Genomic DNA, 319 nt, shown 5'->3' on the forward strand with positions numbered 1-319 from the left:
GCTGTTATCTGGCTGCTTGACAGGATCTTTGTGCTCACCCTCTTCATCACGCAAAGGGTCTTCGTCATCATCGTCCTGACCATTGGAATTTTTACCCCCTTCCAGTTCCTCCTGGGCAAGGTTCAGGTCGTCATTCCCGGTTTGTTCCGACGTACCATCCCCACCCGAGTTGAGGGATTGCTCGTCGGTGTTGCCAGCGCCAAGCTCATCATTCTGGTGGGAGCCAGTCAGTGGGCCTTTTTCCATTTCGTCTTTGATACGTTTGGCATCATTCAGCAGCTCACGGCTTTGTTTACGAGTAATCCCGTCAGACATAGCC

Annotated in this window: 1 protein-coding gene; it reads left to right on the top strand. The window is 52.4% G+C overall.

Features of this window, described 5'->3' with window-relative positions; translation table 11 throughout:
- Nucleotides 1-30: 30 nt before the first annotated feature.
- A partial coding sequence (locus tag NWP09_RS13450; RefSeq protein ID WP_258275970.1) for a hypothetical protein occupies nucleotides 31-319 on the top strand: 289 nt, incomplete at its 3' end.

The organism is Agrococcus sp. HG114 (assembly GCF_024723325.1).
Classification (GTDB): Bacteria; Actinomycetota; Actinomycetes; order Actinomycetales; family Microbacteriaceae; genus Agrococcus.